Genomic DNA, 26,880 nt, shown 5'->3' with positions numbered 1-26,880 from the left:
GGGGAGGGGAAAGGGTGCATCCGGAAAGGCTAAGGGAATCCGGGTCCCCTTGGCAGTCCGGTCAAGTGCCAAAAGCTGATGTCCCGGACGCATTCACCTCTTCCTCAGGGAGAAGCCGAAGCGCAGCTTCGGGCAAGGGGCGGTTTTTTAAGGGCAGGCCAGTTCCCTCAGTCCGCGACCACCCGGCTGGCCGTGAAGGGGTAAAGCCGGTCATTGCCGAGCATGAAGACGGAAAATTGCCGCTGCCGGAAAATCATGGTGTAGGCCCGGTCGGTGACATTGAGCCCGCCGGTCAGGGCGCCGAAGGCGGGCAGCACGAGCCGGGAGCCGTCGGTCACGAAACAGGCGCGGCGGATCGACCGGCCGAAGCGGCGGATACGGGCGGCTGGGTGCAGATGGCCGCAGATCTCTCCCGCTGTTGTTTCAAGGCCGATCTTCTCGATTGGCTCATGGCGGAATTTCAGCGGGCCGATGGCAATTTCATCCACGGTCTGACCGCACAGGCGCACCGGTGCCACCGGATCATGGTTGCCCGTTACCCACACCCATTCCCGGCCGAGCTGCAGCGTGGTCAGCATGGCCCGGTAGGGGGCAGGCAGCCGGTCGGAGCCATCGGCGTCATGAAAGCTGTCGCCAAGGCAGATAACACAGGCCGGATCAAAGGCGTCGATCACACCGGCGAGCTTTTCCAGCGTTGCCCCGGTGTCATAGGGCGGCAGCATCACGCCGCGGCGGGCATAGCTGGAACCTTTTTCCAGATGAAGATCGGCCACAACCAGGAGGGATTCGTCCGGCCACCACAGCACGCCGCTGTCATGCAGACCAACCAGCTGGCCGTTGATCTGAATGTCGTGACACACAGGCGCGGCTGCAAATTTGCGCAAGTGAGATGTCAGAACACTCATTCCATGGCCTCCAGAACCAGTTCTTCCGCTGCGTCTTCCAAAAGGGTGTCCATCGCCTCGCCATAAACCGGTTCCTTCCCTATTTCCAGAAGGATAGGCACGGCAAGCGGAGATACACGCGAGAGGGCAGTATGAGTGATTCGGCCCTCAATGCGCGCAAGAAGTTCTCCCAAACGCGAGATATCCAAAAGTCCTTCAGCCGCATCATTCCAGGTGGCCTTGAGCAGGATATGGTCCGGCTCATGGGTGCGCAGGACATCATAGATCAGGTCGGAGGAGACCGTGACCTGACGGCCGGTCTTTTCCTGGCCCGGATGGCGCCGCTCAATCAGTCCTGCAATCACCGCACAGGTGCGGAACGTGCGTTTCATGAGACTGGACTCGGCCAGCCAGGCCTCCAGATCGTCGCCGAGAATGTCCTGCTCAAACAGCGTTTCGGGAGGTATCTTGCCCGAAGAAAACAGCAGCGACAGGTCCCCCAGGCCCCAGATCGACAGGGCATAGTCATTGGCGACAAAACCCATGGGCCGGGCTCCCAGGCGTTCCAGCCGTTTGGTCAGCAGCATGCCGAGGGTCTGATGGGCAAGCCGACCCTCAAAGGGATAGCAGACCATGTAGTGCTTGTTGGCGCGGGGAAAAGTTTCCACCAGAAGACCATCGCGGGCGGGCAGAACGGATTTGTCCTTTTGGAGGGACAGCCAGTCCCGGACCTGGTCCGGCAGGTGCTGCCAGCTGGAAGGTGTTGCCAGCATGGCGCGCACGCCTTCAGCCAGATAGGTCGATAAGGGAAACTTGCCACCCATATAGGACGGGATCATCGGGCTGTCGGATTTGGCGCGGGAAACATAAGCTTCGTTCTCCCGGATTGCCTCGAACCGCAGCACTTCTCCACCAAACAGGAACGTGTCGCCCGGTGCCATCTGCTCGATGAAATATTCCTCGATCTCCCCCAGAACCCGGCCACCCCGGCCAACCGGCGCCCGGCGGCCTTCCGCCTTTGACCGGATCAGCCGGACCTTGAGCATCGGCGCTTCCACGATGGTGCCCACATTCAGCCGGTACTGCTGGGCGATCCTGGGATGGGCAATGCGCCAGAGCCCGTCCTTGCCCTCGCGCAGCTTGGCATATTGGTCGTAGCTCTTCAGCGCATAGCCACCGGTCGCGACAAAGTCGACAACCTTTGCAAAGGTCTCCCGGTCCAGCGCCCGGTAGATCTCGCAGGACCGCAGCTCCTCATAGAGGGCGCCCAGATCCAGGGCGCCGGCACAGGCAAGGCCCAGAACATGCTGGGCCAAAACGTCCAGGGCCCCGGTGCGCAAGGGCGGCGTGTCCTGATCGCCCCGCTGCGAGGCCGCAAGCGCAGCCTGGCATTCCAGAACCTCAAACCGGTTGGAGGGCACTAGCACGGCCTTGGACGGTTCATCCATCCGGTGGTTGGCGCGCCCGATCCGCTGGGCCAGGCGGCTGGCCCCCTTTGGCGCTCCGATATTGATCACAAGGTCAATGTCGCCCCAGTCGATGCCCATATCGAGTGAGGACGTGGCAACCACCGCCCGCAGGCTGCCTGCGGCCATCGCCGCCTCCACCTTGCGCCGCTGGCCCACATCCAGCGAGCCATGATGCAGCGCGATGGGCAGAGTGTCCTCGTTGAGGCGCCAGAGTTCCTGAAACACCATTTCCGCCTGGCTTCGGGTGTTCACGAAAAGCAACGAGACCTTGTGCTGTCGGATTTGCCTGTAAATGTCGCCAATCGCATAGCGGGAGGAGTGGCCGGACCAGGGCAGCCGTTCGTCGGAGGCCAGAATGGAAATATCGGGCTGGGCCCCGCCGGAGACCTCCACCAGATCAGACAGGGCGCGGGCCCCAGAGCTGGGCTGGCCGACCAGATAGGCCCGCAGATCGTCCGGTCTGGCGACGGTTGCCGACAGGCCAATCGTTTGCAGGTCTGGGGAAAGGCGGCGCAGCCGCGCCAGCCCGAGCGCCAGAAGGTCCCCCCGCTTGGAGGTCACCAGCGCATGCAGTTCGTCCAGAATGACTGTCTTCAGCGAGGCAAACAGGGCTTCGCTGGCCGGATCGGACAAAAGCAGGGCGATTTGTTCCGGTGTCGTTAGCAGAATGTCCGGCGGGGTCCGTTTCTGGCGCTGGCGTTTGTGCGCCGGAGTGTCGCCCGTGCGGGTTTCCAGGCGGATGGGCAGGCCCATTTCCGCAACGGGGGCTTCCAGGTTGCGGGCAATGTCAACCGCAAGAGCCTTCAGGGGTGAGACATATAGCGTGTGCAGGCCGCCGGACCCGGCTGCGCCCGGGAGGCGTTTGCCCCGCCGCTCCAGATCCACCAGGCTGGGCAGAAAGCCGGCAAGGGTCTTGCCGGCCCCGGTGGGGGCGATCAGCAAAGTGGAGCGGCCCTGGTCCCGCTTGGCAATCAGCTCCAACTGGTGCGGCCGCGGCGACCAGCCCCGTGAGGCAAACCAGGAGTGAAACCGATTGGGGAGCAGCGGAGCGTCCATGATGCCCTATCTATTAGGTCACACAGATTTAAAAGGCGAGGGGGCGGGTTGAAAATGTTCCCTTTCTGTTCAAAGTCTCACTTGAAGGGATTAGCCAAATTGGATGTCTCAAGGCTGACAGGCACAGGGCGGATGCTGAAGATCAAACGTGATAATCCGTGCCCCGTTCAGCGGGCATGACAGGACCGGAAACCATGCGCGACCCTCTGACGGTTACGCCGGAAGGCCTTTATGTGCCTCAGGCCAGGGCCTATATCGATCCGGTCTGCCCGGTGGACCGGGCGATTATCACCCATGGCCATGCCGATCATGCGCGGGCCGGGCATGGGGCGGTGCTGGCGACGCGGCAGACCCTCGAGATCATGGCGATCCGCTATGGGGACACGTTCTGCGGGACGGCGCAGACGCTGGCCTATGGTGAGACGCTGCGTCTTGGGGAGGCCGTCGTTTCGCTCCATCCCGCCGGGCATGTCCTGGGCTCGGCACAGGTGTTGCTGCAGGTTGGCGGCCAGCGGGTGGTGGTCTCCGGCGACTACAAGCGGCAGGCCGACCCGACCTGCGCGCCGTTTGAACTTGTGCCCTGCGATACCTTCGTCACGGAGGCCACCTTTGGCCTGCCGGTGTTCCGTCATCCGCCTGCCGCTCAAGAAATCGCAAAATTGCTGGCCTCGCTCGATCTCTTTCCGGACCAGACCCATCTTGTGGGCGCCTATGCGCTGGGCAAGGCCCAGCGGGTTCTCGCGGAGCTGCGGGCCGCAGGTTATGACAAGACGGTCTACGTGCATGGCGCGCTGGAAAAACTCACCGCCTATTACCAGAGCCAGGGGATTGCTCTGGAGCCGCTGGAACCGGTGGGCCGCAGGGGCAAAGAGCTGCAGGGGCAGATTGTTCTGTGTCCACCCGGCCAGCTGGCTGACCGCTGGTCGCGCCGGTTCGCCGACCCGGTGACCGCCATGGCCTCCGGCTGGATGCGGGTCAGGGCCCGGGCCCGCCAGCGCGGCGCGGAGCTGCCGCTGATCCTGTCAGACCACGCCGATTGGGACGGCCTGTGCCGGACGGTCCTGGAAACGGGGGCAGAGCAGATCTGGGTGACGCATGGAGCAGAAGAGGCGCTGGTCTACTGGTGCGAAAACAATGGACGAAAGGCCCGCCCGCTCAATATGATAGGCTATGATGACGGCGAGGATGTCGAAACGGCACATGTGTTTTAGGTGTAACGTGTGGTGTGGCAGCTTTGCGGCGATGTGTTGTTTAAGTTTCTTTCCACCAGAGGTCCGGAAGCACTACGTCCGGCTTGGATGGGATGTTCTTCGCATCGAGGGGGTGGGGGAAAACAAGCTCTCTCAAATTGCCCGAGGCGGGCACTCTGTCTTTGCGCAGAAAGGTCACCTCCATGACCTTGGGAACGTAGATTCCGTTCCTTTCCACCAATCCTTTACAATTGTTCGGGTGGATGTGGACAACGGTGAAATCGCGCACAATCTTCTCGATCAGCGGCTTCAGGAGACGCAGCGCATAGCTTTCGAAAAGCATCTGCAAAGTGTGGAACTCGATGATCATCACCCTGAAACGCCTCAAGGTTTCACTGGATGTGTCGACCAGGACATCGTACTCGTAACCTTCGATATCCATCTGCAGCAAAAGATCGCAGTTAGAAATCTGCTTTTCCTTAGAAGAAACCCAGCTTTCTAGGCGGATGTAATCGCCTTCATCGCGGCTTCCTAAAAACTTTTTTTCAAAAGAAAAGAATTTGTTGAAGATCGGAGGATTTTCGATGCTGGCATCCGCCAGAAATGACCTGATGGAATACTTATTCGCCAGTTCTTCTTCGAAGCTCGATACTGTCGAGACCCCGGGTGAAAAGCAGTATCCGACTCCTTCCAGATCATCGGGTACGAGATATCCACCATCTCCTACTCCTCCGATTCGTACAAGATTAAGTGAAATTGGTCTTGGTTTAAGGAGTTCTATAAATTCTACAAGATCATCTCGTTCGCTAACTCTGGATCTTGGGCGCTTTTCTTCGTATAGGAACTTGGCGATAGTCTTGCGTAAGCCCATTTTTTTTCCTTGAACAAATATCGTCATCTCTTGTATCGTGAGGCGACCCGTTCATCAAATGATAAAACAATCCAGCGGCGGGATATCGAAGCGTAGCGCGTGCGTCTAGAGAAACGATGCTATCAAAGCTCCCTCACCGGCACGTAGCAGATAATATCTCTTCTGAGTATGTTTTTTCTTCCTGAACGCATTCTAGCCGCAGCTGCGAAGTATGCATCGTTGCGAATTAAATGGACGAAAGACCCGTTCGTTCAATATGATAGGCCATGACAACGGAGAGGATGGCGGCGGTGTGCTGACAGCTGAAGCTGAGGCATATTGTGCTGCGGGCTTTCATCCTGCAAGGAGGCAGTCATGGCGGGTGACGGTGATTTTGAACGGGCCGGAAATGGCCATGCCAACGGGGCGGGCGCTGGTGCAAACGGGGATGCGGAAGAGGCGATTGCGCAGCTCTTTGACGACTATCAGGCCGGTTTCAACGACTATGACATCGAGCGCATTTGCGATTGCTTCGCGCTGCCTGCGGTGATTTGGCAGCATGAAAAGGGCCATGTCTTTGCCGACGACGAGGAGCTGATCGAAAACATTGAAGCGCTGCTGAAAGCGCTGGAAAAGGAAGGGGTGGCCCATTCCGATTTCCAGGTGGTCTCAAGCCATGTCAGCGGTTCCGCCGCGCTGGTGACGCTCGAATGGTCCCAGGAAGATGCGGATGGCGAGGCGGTGTTTGAATTCACCTGCCATTATCAGCTGGTACAGGACGGCGCCGACTGGATGATTGCCTGCGTGATCAATGAGTAGCCGGTAGGTCGGATGCAACAATTGGAAAAGCCGGTTGCCTGGGGCAACCGGCTTTGTCTTATTTGGATTTCGAGGCCTTGCGTTCGGCGCGTGAGGGTTTGTTTTTCTTTGCGGCCTTCTTTTTCGGTTTCGCCGGTTTGGCGCCGTGCCGGGCCTTGGGCGCGCGGCCTGTCTCGTCGCCGTCGGCCGACGCGGCCCTGGGCTTGCGGGGCGGCTTGCCGCCATCCTCGGACCCACCGGACAGAGCTTTTATGTCCAAAGGCTCATAAGCGGGATGATGAGGCGCCTCCTCATTCTCGAACCGGCGGCGTTTGCGCGGCTTGCTGGTGTCCGCATCCCGGCGCGGGCCGCGCTTGGGCCGGTCCGGCCGCAGCGTGTCTTCCCGGCCCATGCTCTCATAATCGGGCGCATCGCCGCCGCGCGGGCGCCGTCTCTGGGATGGGCCGCGGTCTTTGCGGAAACCGTCTTCCTTGGGCGGGGCGGGTATCTTGCCGCCTCTGGCATCCAGAAGGGTGATGTCCACATTGTCCTCGCCGGTGCCGTCCCGCTTGACGACATCGGCAAAGCGCTCGCCGTGGCTGCCGGCAATTTCGAAATAGAGCTGGTTCTGGAAAATCTTGATCGCGCCGACTTCCTTTTTCGTCACATGGCCTGCACGGCAGATCATCGGCAGGATCCAGCGCGGCTCGGCGCGCTGGCGGTGGCCAAGTGAGAGCGAGAACCAGACACCGTCTTCAAACTTGCCGGTGATTTCCGCGTTACGGCCGCCTTTTGCTCCGGCATCGCGGCCTTTCAGGAAGCTGTCATTGAGTTCGGAAATCTCTTCCGGTGCGGGCATGCGTGACTGGCGCAGCTTCACAAAGGCTGCGGCCAGCTGTTCCGGGCTGTGCAGGGCCAGAAGCTCCAGGGCCAGCGCCCGGTCTTCTTCTTCCAGCTCAACGGACAGGGCCGGGTCGGCCAGCAACCGTTCCTTGTCCTTCGCGCGGATCGCCTCTGCGGTCGGGGCGCCAGTCCAAGTGGCCTTGATACCGGCAAAATGCAGCACCCGCTCTGCCTGGCGGCGGCGCGGGAAGGGCACCATGAGCACACAAGTGCCCTTGCGCCCGGCCCGGCCGGTGCGGCCAGAGCGGTGCAAAAGAGCGGCCTTGCCGGTCGGCAGATCCGCATGGATGACCAGATCCAGATTGGGCAAGTCAATCCCCCGGGCGGCGACATCGGTTGCAACACAAACCCGGGCGCGGCCGTCTTTCATGGCGGCCAGCGCGCTTGAGCGCTGTTCCTGGCTCAGTTCCCCGGACAGGGACACGATGGAAAAGCCCCGGTTGGCCAGACGCGAGGTCAGGCGGCTGACCGCCTCGCGGGTCGAGCAGAACACGATCGCCTTTTCCGCCTCATGCAGGCGCAGCACATTGATGATCGCGTTTTCCCGTTCGTTCGGGGCAACTGGATGGGCGACATAATCAATATCGCCATGTTGTTCGCGGGCATTGATGGTGGAAAGACGCACAGCATCTTTCTGAAACCGCTTGGCGAGTTCGGCAATCGGCCGGGGCACCGTCGCGGAGAACATCAAGGTGCGCCGCTGCTGGGGCGCTGCGTCCAGAATGAATTCCAGATCCTCGCGGAATCCCATGTCGAGCATTTCGTCGGCTTCATCCAGAACAACGGCTTTCAGGTCCGACAGGTCGAGGGCGCCGCGCTCGATATGGTCGCGCAACCGGCCGGGGGTGCCGACAACAATATGTGCGCCGCGCTCCAGCTGCCGGCGCTCCGTGCGCGGATCCATGCCGCCGACACAGGAGGCGGTGACGGCTCCGGCCTCTTCATAGAGCCAGGTGAGCTCTTCCTTGACCTGCAGGGCCAGTTCCCGTGTGGGCGCGATGGCAAGCGCGACCGGGGCTCCGGCGCGGCCGAGCGTGTCCTTTTCCCCAAGCAGGGTGGAGGCGAGGGCGAGGCCGAAGGCCACGGTCTTGCCGGAGCCGGTCTGGGCGGAAACAAGCAGGTCCGCATCGGCGGGGGCTTCGTTCAGTACGGATTCCTGAACAGGGGTGAGGCTGTCATAGCCCCGCTTCGCCAGCGCGGCCGACAGGGCCGGGGCGAGAGACGTCAAATCAGTCATAGAGATCTTTCAACTGCTCCGGATCATCTGCATGCCAATCAGCAGTCTACCGGATCGGCCCGGATTGGACCGGGCGAATATCAGCGCGGCTTATACAGACAAATGCCAGCGGCGTCCACACCTTCCAAAATATCCAAAAAACGAAGGATTGAAAGGAGTGGCAATGCGTTTTTTGGATACTTGGATAACAGTATTCGCAAAAACACCATAGGTATATTTATTTTGTGTACTCGCGCTATGGTTTAATGAGTTTGTTAACTTGCCTTTGCGTTATTTGAAGCGGTTGTAGCGAGGGGAGTATTCGATGTTGAAATCGATACGCATGCAGATTGCTCTTTTGGCAATCGTGCCGCTGCTGGCCTATGGGGTGGCCAGCCTGATTGCCCTGAATGAGGCTTATACGGAGAACAGCAAAGCTGCTGAAATCTATCCGATCGCGCTGGTGGCGGAAAAATCCGAAGCTGTCATTCACGAAATGCAAAAAGAGCGGGGCCGCACCGCCGTTCTGCTGGCCTCCGGTCATGCGGACAAGCCGAGGGGGCTTCTGGACAAACAGCGCTTGGCAACGGATAGGGCTCTTGCAGATCTGAACAAAACCGTTGCCGCATTTGATGTCAGCAACAAGAAACTGCTGAAGCGGGTGCAGACCACGGCTGCCGGGCTGGACGAGATCAGGGCCCACCGGGGCGGGATCGACGGGAAGACCCTGGACGGCAAGGCGAACCTGGCATTCTACTCCGGCAAGATCCGCAAGTTGATCTCTATTGTTCAGGCGGCCCAGAATGCCAGCGCGGACCCGGTCTATGCGGACAAGATCACGCCGTTCCTGCTGCTCACGGAAGCTGTGGAAGCAGGCGGCTTGGAACGGGCTATTGGCGGGCAGCTGTTCGCGATTGTCGCCAAGACCGGAGAGGTGCCCAATAACCGTTACTTGGCCTATTTTGACCGCCTGTCTGTTGAGACGGCATTCTTGAACAATTTCAAGATGGTAGCCGCGCCCGAAGAGCTGGACAACTTCAATGCGGTTGTGTCTGGCCCCGCCGTGGATCAGGTCATGGAATGGCGAAAAGTCCTGCGCACGCTGCCTGAAACCAAGGATGGCCAGGGCATTGACGGGTCGGTCTGGTTCGGAAAGGCAACGGAGCGGCTCAACCTGATCCGGCAGGCCTCGATCGGCATGTTGAAGGTGGCTGAAGCCCGGGCCCAGGAAATTGCGGCTTCGGCACAGTCTCATTTTAACTATGTGATCGCAGAAACCCTCGGTGTCGTTGTGCTGACATTGATCGTCTGCATCTGGCAGATGCGCAGCGTCAACGGGCTTTTGGCGAAGCTGACCGAAAGCCTGGTGCGTGTGTCCTGCGGCGATGTCGACTTCACCATACCCCATGCGGACCGGGGCGACGCCATCGGCGATTTGGCGCGGGCGGGCGGCATCTTTCAGGACAATGCCCGTGTGCGGCAGCAGCTTGAAGAAGAAGCGGCCAAGGAGCGGGACCGGGAGCGCATGCGGCAGAACCACGTGGAAGGCCTGATCAACCGCTTTCGCGGTCTGATGGAAAATGTAACGGCGGATGTGCACGAAAAAACCGGTGTCATGACCGAGATTGCCGCGCGCGTCCGTTCCATTTCCCAAGAGGCATCCGGCGCGGCGGCACAGGCGCGGGATGCTTCTGCGTCCTCCTCGGACAATGTCCAAACCGTGGCTGCGGCCGCAGAGGAAATGTCTGCCGCGATCCATGAAATCATGAACCAGTCCGAACGGGCCAGCGGTGTGATCGGGACTGCTACGGGCGTTGCCCAGAAAACGGACGATAGCGTCTCAAGTCTTGCGGCGGCCGTTGAAAAGATCGGCACGGTGGTGGAAATGATCCGTGCCATTGCGGAACAGACGAACCTGCTTGCGCTGAATGCGACGATCGAGGCGGCCCGTGCAGGGGAGGCCGGCAAAGGTTTTGCGGTTGTTGCGGCAGAGGTCAAGGAACTGTCGACCCAGACCGCCAAGGCCACGGAGGAAATTTCCAGTCAGATCTCGGCGGTTCAGGGTCTCACCAACGACGCTGTGGCGTCGATCCGCGAGATTTCCGGATCCATCGAGATGATCACCGAAGTCACAGGGGCGATCACCACCGCGGTGGGCGAGCAAAGCATTGCCACGCAGGAGATCTCCCAGAGCATCACCATGGCCTCAACGGAAACCGGCAACGCGGTGGCCAGTGCAGAAACGGTGGACCGTGCCATTCAGGCAACTGCCGGAGAAGCGGAAACGGTCGACACCGTGTCCAGCGAAGTCAAGAAGGTCGCCGAGGAGATGGCCAAGGGCATTGCCGGGTTCCTGGAAGAAATGGCCCACGATGTTCGGGAACGCCGCCAGGCGAGCCGGAAACAGGAAATGGGCCAGAGTGTTTCATTCACCCTTGCCAATGGCCAGGAGGTTTCCGCGCAGCTGCTCAACAGTTCAGAGGGCGGCATCGCGGTTGCTGCCTTCAGCGGAGCAACTGTCGGAGCAAGGGTGACCTTTGAGGACCATGACGGCAACCGGTCCCCCATGGAAATAAAATGGGTGCAAGACGGAACAGTTGGTCTGCAATTTTCCGCTGACACCAGACAGCAGCGTGCAGCAGCCTGACGGAAACGCGCCTTGAGGCCGTTCGGTTGACGCACACCTTGCCGGGAAAGACTTGCCCCACATGTCTTTCCCGGCTTTTCTTCTTGAATGCATGCTTTTGCCACCCTTCTTGACCGGTTGTCTCTGGAACCCCGCCGCCTCGGCAAGGAGGCGCTGCTGGTCCGGTATTTTCAGACGGTCCCGGATCCGGACAGAGGCTACGCCCTGGCAGCGCTGACCGGCAGTCTCAGCTTCCGCAATGCCAAACCTGCCGTGCTCCGGGCCCTGGCCGCCGAGCGCATGGATGAGCATCTTTTTGCGCTGTCCTATGACTTTGTAGGTGATCTCTCCGAAACGATCGCGCTGCTATGGCCCGCTCCCAACGCAGGTCCCGGCGCAGACAACGCAGCAGTCTCTCCGGCTTTGGCAGATGTTGTGACAACCCTGTCCGGCGCTGGAAAAGCCGATGTTCCGATGCAGCTGAGCGTGTGGCTGGACCAGCTCGATGAGACCGGGCGCTGGGCTTTGCTGAAGCTTGTTACCGGGGGCTTGCGGGTCGGGGTGTCCGCTCGTCTTGCCAAGGCGGCTGTTGCCCGGCTGGGCGCGCTGGAGCTTGCGGAGATCGAAGAAGTCTGGCACGGGCTCACGCCGCCTTATGACGCGCTTTTCGCATGGGCTGACGGCCGGAGCGGGCGGCCCGTCAATCTGGATCCGGCTCCGTTCCGCCCTGTCATGCTGGCGCATCCCCTGGACGAGGAAAGGGATATTGAGCTGCTGGCCGCTGAAGACTTTGCTGTGGAATGGAAATGGGACGGCATCAGGATTCAGGCCGCAGCGGGAAAATCTCCGGAAGGGGATGAGGTCCGGCGGCTCTACAGCCGCACGGGCGAGGATATTTCAAAGGCGTTTCCGGATATTCTGGAGGTCCTGGATTTCGACGCATGCCTTGATGGTGAGTTGCTTGTTGTCAAAGGGGGGCAGGTGCGGCCCTTTGCCGATTTGCAAAAGAGGCTGAACCGGAAAACCGCCGGTGCGAAGTTGCTCAAGGACTATCCGGCAGCAATCAGGGCCTATGATCTGTTGTCTCTGAAGGGAGAAGACCTCAGGAACCTGACCTTTGAGGCGCGGCGCGCCAGGCTGGAAGACTTTGTTGCGGAGATCGGGCAGGAGCGGCTCAGCCTGTCTCCCAGGGTTGCGGTGTCAAGCTGGGCGGAGATGGCACATGCGCGCGCAAACCCGCAGGCCTTTCTGGACGAAAAGGAGGCCGGGGCGGTGGAAGGGCTTATGCTGAAGCACAGGACATCTGCCTATGTCAGCGGCCGTCCAAAGGGGTTTTGGTTCAAGTGGAAACGGGATCCCTATTTGATTGATGCCGTCCTGATGTATGCCCAAAGGGGGCATGGCAAACGGTCTTCCTTTTATTCCGATTACACATTCGGGGTCTGGCGCAGTCGGCCAGAGGAGGCGGGTCCGCACGGGGACGTGCAAAAGTTGGATGAGCTTGTGCCGGTTGGAAAAGCCTATTTTGGCTTTACCGATGAGGAACTGCGGGAGATCGACCGGTTTGTGCGCACCAACACCATCAACCGGTTTGGACCCGTGAGGGAGGTTGAGCACGGCAGGGAGACCGGGCTTGTGCTGGAAGTCGCCTTCGAAGGGCTGAACCGCTCTCGTCGTCACAAGTCGGGCCTGGCGATGCGCTTTCCCCGGATCTCCCGTCTGCGCTGGGACAAGCCCCCGGCAGAAGCCGACCGGATCGAGACACTGGAAAGCCTGTTGCCAAAAGACGGGAAGGGGCAGTGAGCTTTCCCCGGAAGGTCTGATCAAAAAACGGATTGGCCGTGCTTTGGCCATGGAAATGTGCCACAGATTTTGTCATCAGGGATTGGGACGGGCCGAAGGGCCCGTCAGCAGAGGCCGGAGAAAGGCCCGGAGACAGGTAATGACCGCGCGCAGCACGATTTTAAGGGCCCCCTTCGGCATCCTGGCAGCCTTTTGGGTGATGTCCGCAGGCCAGGTTTGGGCCGAGAGCTCCATTTCAGCCGGTGAGGCTGAGGCGGTGACGGAGGGGCAGCCTGGCCGCTATTCTCTTGTGAAGTCCGATGGCGATGTGCTCCGCATTGACCGGCAAAATGGCACTGTGTCCGTCTGCCGGGAAAAGTCGGGGGCTTGGCGCTGCGCTCCGGTGCCTCTGGCCGAAGACGCCTATCAGGCCGAAATCAGCGAGCTTGCGGCCGAAGTGGACCGTTTGACGGCGCGCCTTGAGGCGCTGGACCCGGACGCCGGTGCTGCTGAGCCCGGTGACGCTGGCAAGGCTCTGGGGGATGCCGAAACAACGGAAGGGCAGGGCAGCGGTGAACGGGGGGAGCGCAGCAAGGGCGAGAGCGTGGAGGATGAGGAGTTGGAACAGGTCCTCTCTTTCACGGAAAGCGCAATGCGCCGGTTTTTCGGAATGGTGCGCGATCTTCAGAAAGACTTTGAAGACAACAACTGACGCAAGCTGGTCGAGTTCCCAGCCGCTTACGCTAGCGGGATCTTTCTGATCCGCCTTTCAGGCGCTGACCGCAGGAGACGGATCCAAGAGCGTGCCGCGCCCATGCGGACGCAGACTGCTTTGTCTTTTGCGTTGAAATCTCTGAGTTCAGGCTCCGGAAGACAATCCGGTCAAATGCAATCCGCCCTAGTCAATAAGCATCTTTGAGATGCTGCTATGGGCCTCTTCCGGCAGAGGAACGGCCTTGCGGGAGGCAAGATCCATGGTCATGGCGACCACATCCAGGGTGGCGGCCAGGCGCGCTGTCCTGCTTTCAAACAGATGATGGCGCATCGTGAAGATGTTCGCGCCAACACTTGTAAATCCGGTGGCCACCACGACTGTATCGCCGGATTTGAGCGGCGTTGCCCAGGTCAGCTTCATCTCTGCCGCAACCCGGCCGTAGCCATTTTCCTGAAGATAGGAATGGTTCATGGGGGTGCGCTGCCACACATGGGCGACCCCGTCTGTGCAGCTGGACAGCGCATAAAGATCATCGGCCTTGCCATCCGGCCCGAGATCCCGGGGCAGCACAGTGCCCTTGAAGCAGACTTCAGCGCCCTGGGAAAGCAAGCCTTGTAAGGCGGCTTTCTGCCCGGCCGGCCCGGACTTGATACCACGCGGAGCCGCTTCGGCAATCATGGGGGTCTGGAATTGCTTGAACCGCTGACGCAGCGATTTGGCTGAGTTCGGGTTCGGCTCATAGCCGTCAAGAGCGGTGGCAGCCAGGACGCCTGTGCTGCCGTCCCGCATTTCATGGACGACGGTCAGCATATGCGGACCGTCAAAAGCGATGCTGGAATGTACTGTTATGAGATCTCCGGTCCGCAATTCCTTGTGATAGCGCACATGCCGGACCCGGCGCGCGCCCACCAGCGTTTCACTCAGGCCGCACATCAGCCGGAACTGACGGTCGGCTTCCTCGAAGCGGCTGAAATAGAACTGGACGTTCAGGTGATCGTTCTCATCACATTCCCAGCGATTTACAAATGAATAAAGAGTATCATGAATGGACATTGTTAAATTCATCTTCTCAGTGATTTATTTATAGATTGAGAGGTCACCTAAGTTCATTAGTTGCGCCCTTTTGAGGCATTATCAATGAGAAATGTAGTCTGTGGAAAAATATTTCTAAAATTGCAAATGATACCTACTAAAATGAATAAGCTACTGCGGAAGTCTTGAATTAAACTTTTGGTTGCGATCTTAGGTGTCGAGAAGCCGGGTTTTTATATTAAAACTCAGAAAATCGATTGGTGTAAAAAGTTTCGCTAGGGAAAGAGGGGCTGGTTTGCGCTTTGGCGTCCGGCGCTTAGCCATCTGTCCGCAAAGCATAGTTTGACTTGCGCGCGCACCATGATGCAAACATACTTAGAGCTAGGCCGCTTTCGAAAGGGAGGCAGAAACGGACCTGGAAGCGCAGAAAAAATCAGCGCTCGGTCCCGGCTGACCGTTCAAGCGGGAGAAAGACCGTTGAGGGAGGAAAAACAACGTGTCGTCGACCTCGTATCGATTTATCATCGCAGATGACCATCCCCTGTTCCGGGGCGCACTGCGCCAGACGTTGGAGAGCCAATACCCGGAAGCATCCATCGAGGAGGCGGGAGCCCTTGAGGATGTGACTTCCCGGCTGGAGAAGGATGGGGAAGCGGATCTGATCCTGCTGGACCTGACTATGCCGGGAATGCGCGGGTTTTCCGGGCTCATGTATCTGCGCGCGCAATTTGCCGGTGTGCCGGTTGTGGTGGTCTCGGCAAATGAAGACCCGCAGGCGATCCGCCGGGCTGTTGAGTTCGGCGCCTCCGGTTTCATCCCCAAGTCTCATGGCATTGATGTCATCCGCGAGGCCATTTCCGAAGTCATGGCGGGCAACATGTGGACGCCGCCGGATATCGACTTGTCCTCTGAAGAGGGCGGGGATGATCTGGTCCACCGGCTGGCAACCCTGACACCGCAGCAGGTCCGGGTTCTGATGATGCTTTCGGAAGGGCTCTTGAACAAACAGATCGCTTATGAGCTGTCGGTCTCTGAAGCGACCGTAAAAGCGCATGTGTCGGCGATCCTGCAAAAGCTCGGTGTGGAAAGCCGGACCCAGGCTGTGATCGCCGCTTCCAAGATTGAAGCCGGGCAGTGGCAAGCCGGTACGGAAGCACGCCAGGCCGCGGGTGCCTGAGACCAACGTCAATAGATAGAAACCCATCTGATGGCGCTGGTCCGGGGCCGGCAAGGCGCGTTGCGCAGGACGGCCTGGTTGGCCGTTCAAGCGGCGCAACGCAGTCCGGCGGGCCGGAGCAGGCCACCGAGGCCGTGTTTGAGGACTGTTCAGCTGCGTCCCAGGTTTTGAACGATAAACCATATCGCCCTGCAACCGGCTCCTTGCCGAACAGTCCCCAAACACGGTCAGATCGTAAGCGGCGGCTGGACCCCACCTGTTCGCTTCCGTCGTGATGCTGGAATCCATACCCATTGTCGATTTGGGAATGGAGGAAGGTTTGGGAGTCCATAGAGCGCTCCATATGGAGTCTATTTGCGGATATGAGATTTTAGTCGGGCCTGCGGGAAAGCGGCGCTGGCCGGATGAAGTGAAGGGTCAGCTTGTCGCGGAAACCTATGTTCCCGGCGTGACTGTGAACGAGGTCGCCCGGCGCGTCGGCATGAAGCCCAATCACCTGTTGTCGTGGCGGCGTTTGGCACGGGAGGGCAAACTTGTGGTGCCGGATCTTCCGGGAGCCGAGTTTGTGCCGGCCGTTCTGGAGCCGACCCCGGCGTGCGTTGAAGAGGATGCGAAGCCGCTGGCCGCAGTGGAGATCATTCACAGCGGAACCACAATCCGGCTGGAAGCTTCCGTGAGCCCAGACAGGATTGCCGGGATCGTGCGTGCCCTTGGGCGTGGATCATGATTTTCCCCTCGAACCGGGTGCGTATCTTGGTGGCGACAAAGCCGGTCGACTTCAGAAAAGGACATGATGGGCTGAGCGCCCTGGTCCAGTCCGTTTTGCGCAGGGACCCGTTCACAGGCACGGTTTTTGTGTTCCGGTCCAGGCGAGCCAATCGTTTGAAACTCCTGTATTTTGACGGCACCGGCCTGGTCATGGCTTACAAGCGCCTGGAAGATACGACCTTCACCTGGCCCGCCGTTCGGGATGGTATGATGTCGCTGAACCATGCCCAGTTCGAGGCGCTGTTCTCGGGCCTGGACTGGCGCAAGTTGAAGGCATTGGAGGCTCGGCCTCCGGCTGCGGCAGAATGAATCAGGTGCCGGAAATGGCGGGCATCTGGAGAGGTCCCGGGCTATTCTCGGCCCATGCCTTCCACTGTCGCCATCGACCTTTCCGCAATCCCTGCCGACCAGCGTGATGCTGTCGCCGCGCTCCTGCGCGAAAGGGATGCGCTCAAGGAGATCAACAGGCGCCTGGAGCACCTGGTCGCCGAGTTGAACCACGCGGTTCACGGCAAAAGGTCGGAGAAGCTCAGCGAAGACGAACGGCAACTGGCTTTCGAAGACCTCGAGACAGCCATCGCCGAAGTTGAGGAAAGCCAGGACGCGCAGCGCCCTTCCGAGGGCAAAACCCGCCGTCCGGCTCGTCGCAACCGGGGCAACCTGCCGAAGGACCTTCCGCGCATCGAGCGTGTGATCGAACCCGACAACCTGCAATGTCCCTGCGGTTGCGGAGTGATGCACAAGATCGGCGAGGATCGCACGGAGCGGCTGGACATCGTGCCCGCACAGCTGCGCGTGATCGTCACCGTACGCCCCAAATACGCCTGCCGCGCCTGTACAGACGGCGTCAGGCAGGTGCCGGCACCGGCTCATCTCATCGAAGGCGGTCTGCCGACGGAAGGCGCCATTGCGCATGTTCTGGTTGCCAAGTACGCGGACCATTTGCCCTTGCACCGGCAGAGCCAGATCCTTGCCCGGTCGGGCATCGACATTCATCGGAGCACGCTGGCGGATTGGGTCGGCACTGCCGCGTTCCACCTCGCCCCCGTGGTCGACCGGCTGGCCGAGCACCTGAAGGTGTCGACCAAGCTGTTCATGGACGAGACCACGGCGCCGGTGTTGGATCCGGGCCGCGGTAAGACGAAGACCGGATATCTATGGGCCTTGGCCCGTGACGACCGGGCCTGGGGCGGCGACGATCCACCTGGCGTGGTCTTCTTCTATGCGCCCGACCGCCGCGGAGAGAACGCGGAGAAAATCCTTCGTGGCTTTGACGGGGTCCTGCAACTCGACGGCTACCAGGGCTACAACCGCCTGACGCGCCCGTCCCGCAAGGGCGGCGGTCCGATCCGCGTGGCACATTGCTGGGCCCACGCACGGCGGAAACTGAAGGAAGTCTTCGACCGCGACGGCTCCGAAATCGCCGCCGAGGGCCTGCGCCGGATCGCTGAGTTCTACAGGATCGAGGCCGATATCCGCGGCACGGCGCCCGGGCAACGGCTCTCGGCCCGGCAGGCCCGCACCGCGCCTCTGGTCGCCGCCTTCGGGAAATGGCTGCAAGAGCAACGCCGCCGGGTCTCTGCCAAGTCCCGTCTCGGCGAGAAGCTTGCCTACATCCATCGTCACTGGGATGGTTTGCGGACCTTCCTCCACGAGCGCCGTGTCGAGATTGATAGCAACAGTGTTGAGAATTTGATCCGGCCAATTGCATTGAACAGGAAAAATACATTGTTCGCCGGCCATGACGAGGGCGGCCGCACCTGGGGTCGCATCGCATCCCTCATCGAGACCGCGAAAATCAACAACGTCGAGCCCTTCGCCTATCTCAAGGCCACTCTCGAAGCCATCGCAAGCGGCCATCCGAAAAGCCGGATCGACGAGCTCATGCCATGGAACTTTGCGGCGATGGCATTGTCAGAGTAGAAATTTAATTCGACGCGATGGTTTTCTTGGTGCTGACATAGAGCAGATTATTCTCGTATGTCTCAGAAGCGCTGAGAACCGCACCGATCCTTCTTGCAACTGCAATTGAAGCTTCGTTCTCAGGGTGAATGACGTGCACTACCTCAGTCCATCCAAGGTCATCAAAAGCCCAATTCAGGCACCGGGTCGCCGCCTCGGTGGCATATCCCTTCCCCCACACGTCGCGTTTGAATGCCCACCCAATCTCTTTGCCGGGCCAACCTGGAGGGAACCACGCTCCTGCTCTGCCTACCCACCGGCCAGTTGCTTTCTCTATTACAGAAAAATTGCTGTATCCTTGGACACTCCATGCGCCGGCAAAAAGGCACAAGTTCCGCCACGCCCCAGCGGCGTCCCGTGGTCCACCGATAAACCGGGTCACTTCGGCATCAGAAAGAAAAGCAGTCCAAGCTGAGCAATCCGATGCATTGGGATGCCTAAGGAGAAGACGCTCAGTTTCTAGCATGTTCTGCCTCACAATGGTTGTTGATGGGCAGCGCATACTCTCGGGAAAAGACAGTTCGATGACAGTGTCGGTGGGCCGTCGTCATCGCATAACGCATCTTGGTCAAGGTGTGACTGATGCACCGCTTACGTCAGATCGGTTCCTATCTATTGAGCTTGGTATGAGACCCGCCCCGCAGAGAGAAAGAAATATACGAGAGGCAGCTCAGCCCAACGGAAAAGACTGCGGGCAGTCTTTTCCGTCAAACCCCTTTGTGCATCCTGGCCAAGATTCATTTTCAAGCTGGAAGAGCAGGATAATCTTTAGGGTCTCAGCCAAATCTTCCGTAAAGGGAAAAATTAACCCTGACGGCCATTTGATCAAATTTTCCTAACACTTTCGAACAATGTGGCAGCAGATCCTGGACCTCTTTACCTCAAGTTCAGGGAATACCCGTAGATGTGCGGGCAAAGAGCTGTGGCACGTGCTGCAGCGGCACAGACCCGATGCGGAGACACAATGCGGCCCGGCGCCAACTGGAACCTGATCCTGAGAACGATTGTCTTGGCGTTGCTGTCTCCGGGAACCACCTTCAAACCGGCGGCGGAGGACGCCATGGGCGGGTCCCGTAACCGACCCGAGCGCTCGCTTCTGCTGGCCTTTGGGCATCCGGTGGTGGATCAATATCTGGCCTGCAAGGTGCGGGCGGCGCAAATTTCCTCCATTGCCCGGCTCACGCCGCTGACGGTTATGGCAAATACGGTCAACGTCATCGTTGTGGCCCCGGTACTGGGTCTCGCTCTGCCCTCCTCCTATGTTGGAATTTGGGGATGTGCGGTGCTGGGGCTCATGGCCATCACGGCGATCAAGTGGTTCCTGACCAAACAGGCCAAGGTCGAATTGGCCTCCCAGCGGGCGATCTCGGCAGCTGTGCGGCATGCCACCTTGTTGAGTGCCCTGTGGGCGGTGGTGCCCATTGCCGCCTTCGCCCATGGTGATCTCAACGGTATCTGGATCGCATCCTGTGTGACAACGGCGATGATCTGCGGGGGCGGGTTTGCGCTGGCAACCGTGCCCCAGGCGGCGTTCCGATGGGTCGGCATCTTGTTTTCCGCATCGATTGTGGCGCTGATTGTCGGCGAGGGGCCGATGATGTGGCCGCTTCTGTTCCTGCTGACCAGCTATACCTTTATCGTGATCGGCAGCACCACGGCGGCAGGCTGGTTGTTCGCGTCTCACTTTCTGGCCGAAGCGGAACTGGAGCAGCGCGGCGAGCTGATTGCCCTTCTTCTGAACGAGTTTGAGGAAAAGTCGAGCGACTGGATCTGGGAAACGGATGAGGCTGGCAACTTCCGAAATGTGTCGGAGCGGTTCCTGAGCGCCAGCGGCCGGAGCAAACCGGAGCTGGAGTCCATGCGCATGGTGGATCTGGCCCATTCGCTTGACACAAAAGAAGCGCGCGCGGCCGTTCAGCAGCTGGAAAAAGCGGTGGGGCTGCAAAAGTCGTTCCGCGACATTGCCATCGGGCTGCAGGCGAAGGGGAAAGAGCATTGGTGGTCCCTGGCTGCCAGGCCGGTTTATGATGATAATGGCTCTTTTGCCGGCTACCGGGGTGTTGCGTCGGATGTAACCGAAGCCCAACAGGCCAGTGCCCTGGTCTCGCATCTTGCCGAACATGACAGCCTGACCGGGATCGGCAACCGGAGCTGGTTCCTGAAACAGGCTGAAAAGCTGCTGAAAGACCAGAAGCGGACGGGTCAGAAAGCGCTGACGCTGTTTCTGATCGATCTGGACAATTTCAAAGTGGTGAACGACACCAGCGGTCATCCGGCAGGCGACGAACTGCTGAAACAAGTAGCAGCGCGCTTTACGGAAATCAGTGAGGGCCGGACGGTTCTTGCCCGCTTTGGCGGGGACGAATTTGCCGCGCTCGGCCATTTTGTCAGCGATCAAGCCGCCGGTGTCTTTGCCGAAGAGCTGGTCAATGTCACCCGGAAACCGTTCCGGATCGGCCGGCGGGACTTCGCCATCGGCGCCACAATCGGCTTCATCCGTCTGCGGGACGATGGCGACACGGTTGATGACCTGATGCGTAAGGCTGACATTGCTCTCTACAAGGCCAAGGAAAGCGGCCGGGGCCGGGCGCTGGCCTTTGAAACCGACATGGAGCGGGAAGTGCGCGAGCGCCGGGAACTGGAAGCGGATCTCCGGGAGGCCTTCGAATATGGCAAGCTCAGCGTCGAGTTTCAGCCCATCGTCAACGCCAAAACCGGACGGGTCGTCTCAAGCGAGGTTCTGATCCGCTGGTACCATCCGACCCGGGGGGAGGTTGGTCCCGATACATTCATTCCGATTGCCGAACATGCCGGATTGATCCTGCCGCTCGGCAACTGGGTGCTGAAAAAGGCCTGTACAGCTGCAGCCCAATGCCCGGAACTGGACAGCGTGGCGGTGAACCTGTCAACCGTTCAGTTCATGGACCCGAACCTTGTGTCCCATGTCTCGGCCGTGCTGGAGGAGACTGGCTTTCCGCCGGAGCGCCTGGTTCTGGAAGTGACGGAATCCGTCTTTTTGCGTGATCTGGGCGCCGCGGAGGACAAGCTTAAAAAGCTGCGCGATCTCGGGATCAAGATTTCCCTGGACGATTTCGGCACCGGCTATTCCTCGCTGTCCTATCTGCGCCGCTACAAGTTCGACAAGATCAAGATCGACAAGTCCTTTGTGGACGAGATCGGCGAGCGCAGTGATGGTCTTGCGATCATCTCGGCCGTGATTGCCCTGGCCCATAATCTGGGCATTGAGGTGACGGCGGAAGGGGTGGAACGCCATTTCCAGGTAGAAGCGCTGCGGTCTTTGGGCTGCGACACGCTGCAGGGTTATTTTGTCGGCAAGCCGGACGCAAATCCCCTGAAGATCATGCAGATCGAAACCGAACATTGGGATGAGCCGAGCCCGGCAGCTGCTCCTTAGCGCACGATACTCTAGCCGCTGGTCTGGACGTTCTATCAATTGAGATTGGGATTACTCCGCCGCTTGGCCCGCCTGACAGCGGGTGAGCTGGGCGCGCAGGGCGGCTGGTTTCAAAGGCTTGTTGAAAAAGGTGATATCCTTGTCTTCGGCTTCGGACCGCACGGGCCGGCTCCGGTCTGCGGTGATCAGAATGGCCGGTATGTGGCTGCCGAACTTCCAGCGCAACCGGACAATGGCCTCAATGCCCGTGCCATTGTCCAGATGATAATCCGCCAGGATGACATCCGGGGCGAGCCCGGCCGCGTGCAATTTCTCAGCGGCCTCCTGGTCGTCGGCCGCAGTGAAAACCGTGCAGGACCAGTTTGTCAGGAGATGCTGCATACCGCTCAGGATATCCGGCTCATTGTCGATGGCGACCACGCAGAGCCCGTCCAGAGCGCCGACGGACGCTGGAGCCAGCTTGGCAGGCGCAGCTCTTGGCACGGCCGCTGCGCGCGGTAGATCGACTGAAAAACACGATCCTTTGCCAGTTTCCGACCGCAGATGGACCGGATGATCGAGCACATGGCTGATCCGTTCGACGATGGACAGGCCAAGGCCCAGCCCTTTGGCGACCCGCATCCCGTCATCCAACCGGTGAAACTCCTGGAAGATCGCCCGTTGTTTGCCTGTTGGAATGCCCATGCCCGTGTCATGAATTTCAACGCAAACCCTGTTTCCCTGCAGCCGGCAGCCGACAAGAACCCGCCCGTACTGGGTGTATTTCAGGGCGTTGGAAATGAGGTTCTGCAACAGCCGGCGCAGCAGCCTGCGGTCCGAGCGGACAGACACGGAAGTGGGCACGAAGCGCAGCTCCAGGCCCTTCTCGCGGGCGATGGGATGGAAATCGAGGGCCAGGCCCCGCAGCACCTCTTCCAGACGGAAAACACTGGGCTCAGGCTTCAGGGCCCCCGTATCAAGGCGGGAAATGTCGAGCACGGCGCCGATAATGTCTTCCACCGATTCCAGCGCCGATTCCACGTTGCGCACAAGCTCGCCATCGTCACCTTCCTTCAACTTGTCGACCAGAACCGACGCATAGAGCCGGGCCGCATTGAGCGGCTGCAGGATGTCGTGGCCCGCAGCAGCCAGAAACCGTGTCTTGCCGATATTGGCCTCTTCTGCCTCCCGGGTCGCTTCCACCAGGCGCTCATTCACATGGGTCAGCTCTTCCGTGCGTTCGCGCACGCGCCGTTCCAGGGTCTCATTGGCACGTGCCAGGGCTTCTTCGGCCATCACCCGCTCGGTAATGTCCGTATAGGTGGTGACGATACCGCCATCGGGCATGGGGCTGATACGGACCTCGAAAACGGTCCCGCTTGAGTTCAGCCGTTCCTGGAAGGTTTCCTGGATCAGTACCAGTTTTTCGATCCGGTCGGCGACAATCGCCTCAACGGCGCCATAGCCGAATTCACCCCGTTCGGCATTGAAGCGCAGGATCGCATCCAGCGTGGTGCCGACCTGGCCATATTCGGCTGGCAGGCCCAGAAGGTCGCGGAACTGCCGGTTCCAGCAAATCAGGCGCAGATCCCGGTCAAAAACGCCGATCCCCTGGCGCACCTGGTTCAAGGCTGTTTGAAGCAGGTCCCGGTTGTACTGGATCGCGATGGAGGCATCATCCAGCAGCTTCACGGCGCCCTTGGTGGACGGGTCATGGCGCTTGAGCATCAAGGTCAGGACAAGCCGGGACGAGGCGGCTCCGATGGCGCTGGCCAGAAGCTGCTCGGAAAAACGCAACAGGTTGGCGTCGGCCAGCATGGTGGGATCAAGCGAAATGCCCCGTTCCCTGGCAAATCGCTTGAACGAGCGTTCCGTGCGCTCTTCCCCCAGATAGCGCGCGACTGTCGATTGCAGGTCTCCGGCCGTCACTGACGTACGCCAGTATCTGAGGCTGGGGGAAGGGCTGAGTTCAGCCGGCACGAACACATTGGCCTGAAGCGTCTCGGCGGGCAGAGGCTTGCGCACGAAGGAAAAGCCGATAAAGAGCACGATATTGACGATCAGGCTCCACAAGGTCCCGTGAATGAACGGGTCGATGTTCAGGCCGAACAGTGCCTGGGGCTTCAGGGCGCTGATCCCGAAGGGGCCGGTTTCCAGAACGCCGGAGGAAATGATCCCGGACTGGGCGAAGGTGGGCAGCAGCAGGGTGTAGGCCCAGAGCAGAAACCCGCCGCTCAGCCCGGCCAGCGCGCCGACGGCGGTTGCCCGCCGCCACACAAGCGCACCGATAAACGCGGGGGCGAACTGGGCAATGGCGGCAAAGGACAAAAGGCCAATGGACACAAGGGCAGCCGTATCTCCGGCGGCCTTGTAGTAGGCATAGGCGAGCAGAAGGATGGCGAAGATCGCCAGACGGCGGATCGTCAGCAGCTGGCGGCTCATGTCCCGCCCGTGTGTGTTGACCAGTTCGTCCTCGCTATGGCGGCGCAGCAGCAGCGGCACCACAATGTCGTTGGAGATCATGATGGCCAGGGCAACTGTGGCCACGATCACCATGGCGGTTGCAGCGGACAGGCCGCCAATGAAGACAAACAGCGCCAGCCAGTCCTGGCCTGCATCAATGGGCAGGGCCAGAACGAAGGTGTCCGGATTGATGTCCTGTCCGAAGCGCAGCATCCCGGCGGCGGCAATCGGGATCACGAACAGGTTGATCAGCACCAGATAGAGCGGAAACAGCCATGTGGCGCAGCGCAGCTCCGCATCCGAATTGTTTTCCGTTACCGTGACGTGAAACTGGCGCGGCAGCATCAACACGGCAAAGCTGGACAGGATGGAGAGGATCAGCCAGTTGCTCACATTAACCGGCTGCTCGAAGACATCGGCCACTTCCGGCGCTTCGGAAATGGCGCGGATCAGGTCAAACGGCCCGTCGAAAAGCCAGTAGGTGACCCAGACGCCGACCGCGAGAAAGGCGATCAGCTTGACGATGGCCTCGGCCGCAATCGCCAGCATGAGCCCTTCCTGGTGCTCGGTCGCATCGATATGGCGGGTGCCAAAGGCCCAGCTGAAAATCGCCATGCCAAGGGCGATCATCAAGGTGATGTCGTAAAAGACGGGCGGCAGAATGTTGCCCGGCACGATAAGCGACCCGACCATAGTGCCGACAGAAAGCGATACGGCCTTCAATTGCAGGGCAATGTAAGGGATCACGCCGATCACCGCGATCAGGGTGGCCAGGGCTGCCACCGACTGGCTCTTGCCGTAGCGGGCGCCGATAAAATCGGCGATGGAGGTGATGCTTTCCGTTTTTGAAATCTGGATGATGCGCCTGAGGAGCGGATAGCCGAGCAAAAAGACCAGCAAGGGGCCGATATAGATGGTCAGAAATTCGGCCCCGCTGCGGCTGGCATTGCCGACCGACCCGAAAAAGGTCCAGGACGTGCAGTAGACGGAGAGGGACAGGGCATAGATGAACGGGCGGCCACCGGCGCGTGACGACCTGCGCCGGGTCATGCGGTCGCCATAGCTGGCAATCGCAAACAGCAGCAGGATATAGGCCGTGGCGGCCAGAATCACGATCCATCCGTGCAGCATGGCGTCGTCCACCGTCCTCCCAACCGGTATGCGCGGACCCGTTTTGCCTGATCGGATCACAAGGCGGAAGGTCTGTCTATCCGCCTTGCGGCCAAGTCCGTAGAGCTGGACAATGGTCAGGCTTTGCACGCCGTTGTCACATTCTTTGATGGAATTTACCAGTGCATTCAGGCTACTACACCGTCTTGGCAGGGGCGGGACGATATGCAAGGGCCCCGGAAAGGATGAGGACGTGCCCAGGCTGATCGAGCAACTGAGTGCAGGAGCAAGACATGCTCCGGAAAGCGGAATTGTCGAAATTGTCAATGCGGGACGCACCCACCGGCAGCTGATCCCGCTGTGGGCGGGGGAAGGGGACCTGCCGACGCCGGACTTCATCTGCCGGGCAGCCACCGCCTCCATGGAGCGGGGCGAAACCTTCTACACCTATCAGCGCGGTATCCCCGAATTGCGGGCAGCCCTGGCCTCTTATCATCACGGTCTTTATGACAGGCCGTTCGCGCCGGAGACTTTCTTTGTCACCGGATCGGGCATGCAGGCGATCCAGCTTGCGGTTCAGGCGGTGGCCGGACCGGGGGCAGACGTGCTGGTGCCGTCGCCTGCGTGGCCGAATATCAGCGCGTGCCTGGAGATCCAGGGCGCGCGGCCGGTGCCAGTGCCCATGCGGGAAGAGGGCGGCGGCTGGCGGCTGGACGTGGGGGATCTTGCGTCTGCGGTGACGCCTGCAACCCGGGCGCTCTTCCTCAATTCACCCAGCAACCCAACCGGATGGGTGGCGGACAAGGATCTGCTGCGGGATATCCTGGCAATGGCGCGCAAATACGGGCTCTGGATCATCGCCGACGAAATCTATGCACTATATTTTTACGGTGACGGTAGGCGGGCCCCGTCGTTCTATGATGTCGCCGATCCGGACGACCAGATCGTTTTCGTAAACACCCTTTCGAAAAACTGGGCCATGACCGGCTGGCGAATCGGCTGGATCTCCGCGCCGCCCAGCCTGGGGCAGGTATTTGAAAACCTGATCCAGTATTCCACATCGGGTGTGCCGGCCTTTGCGCAATGGGGAGCGGTTGCCGCCTTGAACGAGGGGAGTGCTTTTCTGGACTGCCAGATCGAGCGCGCCCGCAAAGGCCGTGAGGTGGTGCTCAAGGGGATGGCCGCCAATGCGCGGATCCGGGCGGCAGCGCCTGAGGGAGCGTTCTATCTTTTCTTTACGGTTGAAGGTGTCTGCGACACCCGCCAGTTTGCCCTTGATCTTGTAAAGGAAACCGGTGTCGGCCTGGCGCCGGGCACAGCGTTCGGGCCAGGGGGCGAAGGCTATATGCGGCTCTGTTATGCCCGCCGCGCGGACCACCTAGAGGAAGCCATGCGGCGAATTAGCGCTTGGCTTCCAGAGATTTAAGTCCCGTATGGGTTGCTGGGCTAAGTAAAACCCCTTAAACCAGAGATGGATGTGACTTC

At 60.1% G+C, this 26,880-nt stretch carries 18 protein-coding genes; 11 read left to right on the top strand and 7 right to left on the bottom strand.

Annotated elements, in window-relative coordinates:
* Window positions 1-167: 167 nt before the first annotated feature.
* Window positions 168-905, bottom strand: coding sequence for a ligase-associated DNA damage response endonuclease PdeM (gene pdeM / locus ACXAH0_RS11300; RefSeq protein ID WP_475183633.1), 738 nt, complete (start codon window positions 903-905; stop codon window positions 168-170).
* Window positions 902-3,409: a ligase-associated DNA damage response DEXH box helicase gene (locus tag ACXAH0_RS11295; protein WP_475191268.1), complete on the bottom strand. Its 2,508-nt coding sequence runs from the start codon at window positions 3,407-3,409 to the stop codon at window positions 902-904. The genes pdeM and ACXAH0_RS11295 overlap by 4 nt, the downstream gene beginning before the upstream one ends.
* A 194-nt stretch (window positions 3,410-3,603) precedes the next feature.
* On the opposite strand from ACXAH0_RS11295, the gene ACXAH0_RS11290 reads away from it, so the two are divergent.
* On the top strand, window positions 3,604-4,620 hold the full coding sequence (locus ACXAH0_RS11290) for a ligase-associated DNA damage response exonuclease (protein ID WP_475191266.1): 1,017 nt from the start codon (window positions 3,604-3,606) through the stop codon (window positions 4,618-4,620).
* 40 nt (window positions 4,621-4,660) lie between these two features.
* On the opposite strand, the gene ACXAH0_RS11285 is transcribed toward ACXAH0_RS11290, so the two are convergent.
* Window positions 4,661-5,497: an FkbM family methyltransferase gene (locus tag ACXAH0_RS11285; RefSeq protein ID WP_475191264.1), complete on the bottom strand. Its 837-nt coding sequence runs from the start codon at window positions 5,495-5,497 to the stop codon at window positions 4,661-4,663.
* Window positions 5,498-5,824: 327 nt separating this feature from the next.
* Here ACXAH0_RS11285 and ACXAH0_RS11280 point away from each other — a divergent pair, with 327 nt between their 5' ends.
* Window positions 5,825-6,268, top strand: a complete 444-nt coding sequence (locus ACXAH0_RS11280; RefSeq protein WP_475183617.1) for a DUF4440 domain-containing protein — start codon at window positions 5,825-5,827, stop codon at window positions 6,266-6,268.
* Between the two features lie 58 nt (window positions 6,269-6,326).
* On the opposite strand, the gene ACXAH0_RS11275 is transcribed toward ACXAH0_RS11280, so the two are convergent.
* Window positions 6,327-8,387 (bottom strand): DEAD/DEAH box helicase, encoded by a 2,061-nt coding sequence (locus tag ACXAH0_RS11275; RefSeq protein ID WP_475191260.1) that lies wholly within the window; start codon window positions 8,385-8,387, stop codon window positions 6,327-6,329.
* A 304-nt stretch (window positions 8,388-8,691) separates the two neighbouring features.
* Here ACXAH0_RS11275 and ACXAH0_RS11270 point away from each other — a divergent pair, with 304 nt between their 5' ends.
* The 3 genes from ACXAH0_RS11270 to ACXAH0_RS11260 all read left to right on the top strand — a co-directional run bounded on the left by ACXAH0_RS11270 (window position 8,692) and on the right by ACXAH0_RS11260 (window position 13,486).
* Window positions 8,692-11,013 carry a methyl-accepting chemotaxis protein gene (locus ACXAH0_RS11270; RefSeq protein ID WP_475183612.1) on the top strand — a complete coding sequence of 774 codons (2,322 nt, stop codon included), beginning with the start codon at window positions 8,692-8,694 and terminating at the stop codon, window positions 11,011-11,013.
* Between the two features lie 87 nt (window positions 11,014-11,100).
* Complete coding sequence (locus tag ACXAH0_RS11265) at window positions 11,101-12,795, top strand: cisplatin damage response ATP-dependent DNA ligase (protein WP_475191256.1); 1,695 nt, start codon at window positions 11,101-11,103, stop codon at window positions 12,793-12,795.
* Window positions 12,796-12,934: 139 nt separating this feature from the next.
* Window positions 12,935-13,486: a hypothetical protein gene (locus ACXAH0_RS11260; RefSeq protein ID WP_475191254.1), complete on the top strand. Its 552-nt coding sequence runs from the start codon at window positions 12,935-12,937 to the stop codon at window positions 13,484-13,486.
* A 186-nt stretch (window positions 13,487-13,672) separates the two neighbouring features.
* Here ACXAH0_RS11260 and ACXAH0_RS11255 read toward each other — a convergent pair whose 3' ends face one another.
* A complete protein-coding gene (locus tag ACXAH0_RS11255) occupies window positions 13,673-14,542 on the bottom strand; it encodes an acyl-CoA thioesterase (RefSeq protein ID WP_475183602.1) in 870 nt (289 codons plus the stop codon).
* A gap of 475 nt (window positions 14,543-15,017) precedes the next feature.
* Between ACXAH0_RS11255 and ACXAH0_RS11250 the strand changes: the two genes are divergently transcribed.
* The 4 genes from ACXAH0_RS11250 to tnpC all read left to right on the top strand — a co-directional run bounded on the left by ACXAH0_RS11250 (window position 15,018) and on the right by tnpC (window position 18,389).
* Window positions 15,018-15,698 carry a response regulator gene (locus ACXAH0_RS11250; RefSeq protein ID WP_475191251.1) on the top strand — a complete coding sequence of 227 codons (681 nt, stop codon included), beginning with the start codon at window positions 15,018-15,020 and terminating at the stop codon, window positions 15,696-15,698.
* A gap of 343 nt (window positions 15,699-16,041) precedes the next feature.
* Entirely contained in the window at window positions 16,042-16,425 is a 384-nt protein-coding gene (gene tnpA, locus ACXAH0_RS11245) for an IS66-like element accessory protein TnpA (RefSeq protein ID WP_475191248.1), read from the top strand.
* A complete protein-coding gene (tnpB, locus tag ACXAH0_RS11240) occupies window positions 16,422-16,775 on the top strand; it encodes an IS66 family insertion sequence element accessory protein TnpB (RefSeq protein ID WP_475191245.1) in 354 nt (117 codons plus the stop codon). The genes tnpA and tnpB overlap by 4 nt, the downstream gene beginning before the upstream one ends.
* Before the next feature lie 54 nt (window positions 16,776-16,829).
* On the top strand, window positions 16,830-18,389 hold the full coding sequence (gene tnpC / locus ACXAH0_RS11235; protein ID WP_475191243.1) for an IS66 family transposase: 1,560 nt from the start codon (window positions 16,830-16,832) through the stop codon (window positions 18,387-18,389).
* A 4-nt stretch (window positions 18,390-18,393) separates the two neighbouring features.
* Here tnpC and ACXAH0_RS11230 read toward each other — a convergent pair whose 3' ends face one another.
* A complete protein-coding gene (locus tag ACXAH0_RS11230; RefSeq protein ID WP_475191239.1) occupies window positions 18,394-18,894 on the bottom strand; it encodes a GNAT family N-acetyltransferase in 501 nt (166 codons plus the stop codon).
* A gap of 498 nt (window positions 18,895-19,392) precedes the next feature.
* Here ACXAH0_RS11230 and ACXAH0_RS11225 point away from each other — a divergent pair, with 498 nt between their 5' ends.
* Window positions 19,393-21,843, top strand: coding sequence for a putative bifunctional diguanylate cyclase/phosphodiesterase (locus tag ACXAH0_RS11225; RefSeq protein WP_475191236.1), 2,451 nt, complete (start codon window positions 19,393-19,395; stop codon window positions 21,841-21,843).
* Between the two features lie 51 nt (window positions 21,844-21,894).
* On the opposite strand, the gene ACXAH0_RS11220 is transcribed toward ACXAH0_RS11225, so the two are convergent.
* Window positions 21,895-25,416 carry a NahK/ErcS family hybrid sensor histidine kinase/response regulator gene (locus tag ACXAH0_RS11220; protein ID WP_475191330.1) on the bottom strand — a complete coding sequence of 1,174 codons (3,522 nt, stop codon included), beginning with the start codon at window positions 25,414-25,416 and terminating at the stop codon, window positions 21,895-21,897.
* A gap of 232 nt (window positions 25,417-25,648) precedes the next feature.
* On the opposite strand from ACXAH0_RS11220, the gene ACXAH0_RS11215 reads away from it, so the two are divergent.
* Window positions 25,649-26,821, top strand: a complete 1,173-nt coding sequence (locus ACXAH0_RS11215) for a pyridoxal phosphate-dependent aminotransferase (protein WP_475191235.1) — start codon at window positions 25,649-25,651, stop codon at window positions 26,819-26,821.
* The last annotated feature ends 59 nt before the right edge of the window (window positions 26,822-26,880 follow it).

It is taken from the genome of Roseibium sp. AWQ4_290 (assembly GCF_056160985.1).
This window is presented reverse-complemented; position numbering and strand designations above follow the sequence as displayed.

What these genes read in the sequence shown, in the direction of transcription:
- pdeM (WP_475183633.1), bottom strand. Translation starts at nt 905, where the DNA reads ATGAGTGTTCTGACATCTCACTTGCGCAAATTTGCAGCCGCGCCTGTG.
- ACXAH0_RS11295 (WP_475191268.1), bottom strand. Translation starts at nt 3,409, where the DNA reads ATGGACGCTCCGCTGCTCCCCAATCGGTTTCACTCCTGGTTTGCCTCA.
- ACXAH0_RS11290 (WP_475191266.1), top strand. Translation starts at nt 3,604, where the DNA reads ATGCGCGACCCTCTGACGGTTACGCCGGAAGGCCTTTATGTGCCTCAG.
- ACXAH0_RS11285 (WP_475191264.1), bottom strand. Translation starts at nt 5,497, where the DNA reads ATGACGATATTTGTTCAAGGAAAAAAAATGGGCTTACGCAAGACTATC.
- ACXAH0_RS11280 (WP_475183617.1), top strand. Translation starts at nt 5,825, where the DNA reads ATGGCGGGTGACGGTGATTTTGAACGGGCCGGAAATGGCCATGCCAAC.
- ACXAH0_RS11275 (WP_475191260.1), bottom strand. Translation starts at nt 8,387, where the DNA reads ATGACTGATTTGACGTCTCTCGCCCCGGCCCTGTCGGCCGCGCTGGCG.
- ACXAH0_RS11270 (WP_475183612.1), top strand. Translation starts at nt 8,692, where the DNA reads ATGTTGAAATCGATACGCATGCAGATTGCTCTTTTGGCAATCGTGCCG.
- ACXAH0_RS11265 (WP_475191256.1), top strand. Translation starts at nt 11,101, where the DNA reads ATGCATGCTTTTGCCACCCTTCTTGACCGGTTGTCTCTGGAACCCCGC.
- ACXAH0_RS11260 (WP_475191254.1), top strand. Translation starts at nt 12,935, where the DNA reads ATGACCGCGCGCAGCACGATTTTAAGGGCCCCCTTCGGCATCCTGGCA.
- ACXAH0_RS11255 (WP_475183602.1), bottom strand. Translation starts at nt 14,542, where the DNA reads ATGTCCATTCATGATACTCTTTATTCATTTGTAAATCGCTGGGAATGT.
- tnpA (WP_475191248.1), top strand. Translation starts at nt 16,042, where the DNA reads ATGGAGTCTATTTGCGGATATGAGATTTTAGTCGGGCCTGCGGGAAAG.
- tnpB (WP_475191245.1), top strand. Translation starts at nt 16,422, where the DNA reads ATGATTTTCCCCTCGAACCGGGTGCGTATCTTGGTGGCGACAAAGCCG.
- tnpC (WP_475191243.1), top strand. Translation starts at nt 16,830, where the DNA reads ATGCCTTCCACTGTCGCCATCGACCTTTCCGCAATCCCTGCCGACCAG.
- ACXAH0_RS11230 (WP_475191239.1), bottom strand. Translation starts at nt 18,894, where the DNA reads ATGCTAGAAACTGAGCGTCTTCTCCTTAGGCATCCCAATGCATCGGAT.
- ACXAH0_RS11225 (WP_475191236.1), top strand. Translation starts at nt 19,393, where the DNA reads ATGCGGCCCGGCGCCAACTGGAACCTGATCCTGAGAACGATTGTCTTG.
- ACXAH0_RS11220 (WP_475191330.1), bottom strand. Translation starts at nt 25,416, where the DNA reads ATGCTGCACGGATGGATCGTGATTCTGGCCGCCACGGCCTATATCCTG.